The organism is Thalassolituus sp. UBA2009, assembly GCF_002335285.1.
GTDB classification, from domain to species: domain Bacteria; phylum Pseudomonadota; class Gammaproteobacteria; order Pseudomonadales; family Oceanobacteraceae; genus Venatoribacter; species Venatoribacter alkanivorans.
Map to the genome: position 1 here is coordinate 1 of NZ_DDCJ01000001.1, position 333 is coordinate 333.

Here is a 333-nt window from a genome sequence, read left to right on the forward strand (position 1 = left end):
GCGGCGGATCGTTAGCAGTGACCAGGTGTTAATCTGCCGGCGTTGATGATAACAGGCTGCATCAGGCAGGCAAGTCATGTAGCCAGGGCCTGTTAACACTAAGTAAATCGGGCCTGCTGAGAGCCAGTTTTTCTCAGAACAAGGAGAGAGGATTGATATTGTCAGGAACATCCATGTTCCTGACCCTGCGGGCTTCGCGCCCCTCTGCTCCGGGCAGATGGGTAGCGGGCTAAATGACTGACGAACAACGATGTTCATGGGGAAAACTGGCCTCAGCCCGAAGGGTTATGGCTAAAAATCCCCCATCCGGCGTTGCTGTTCGTTCGCTTAACC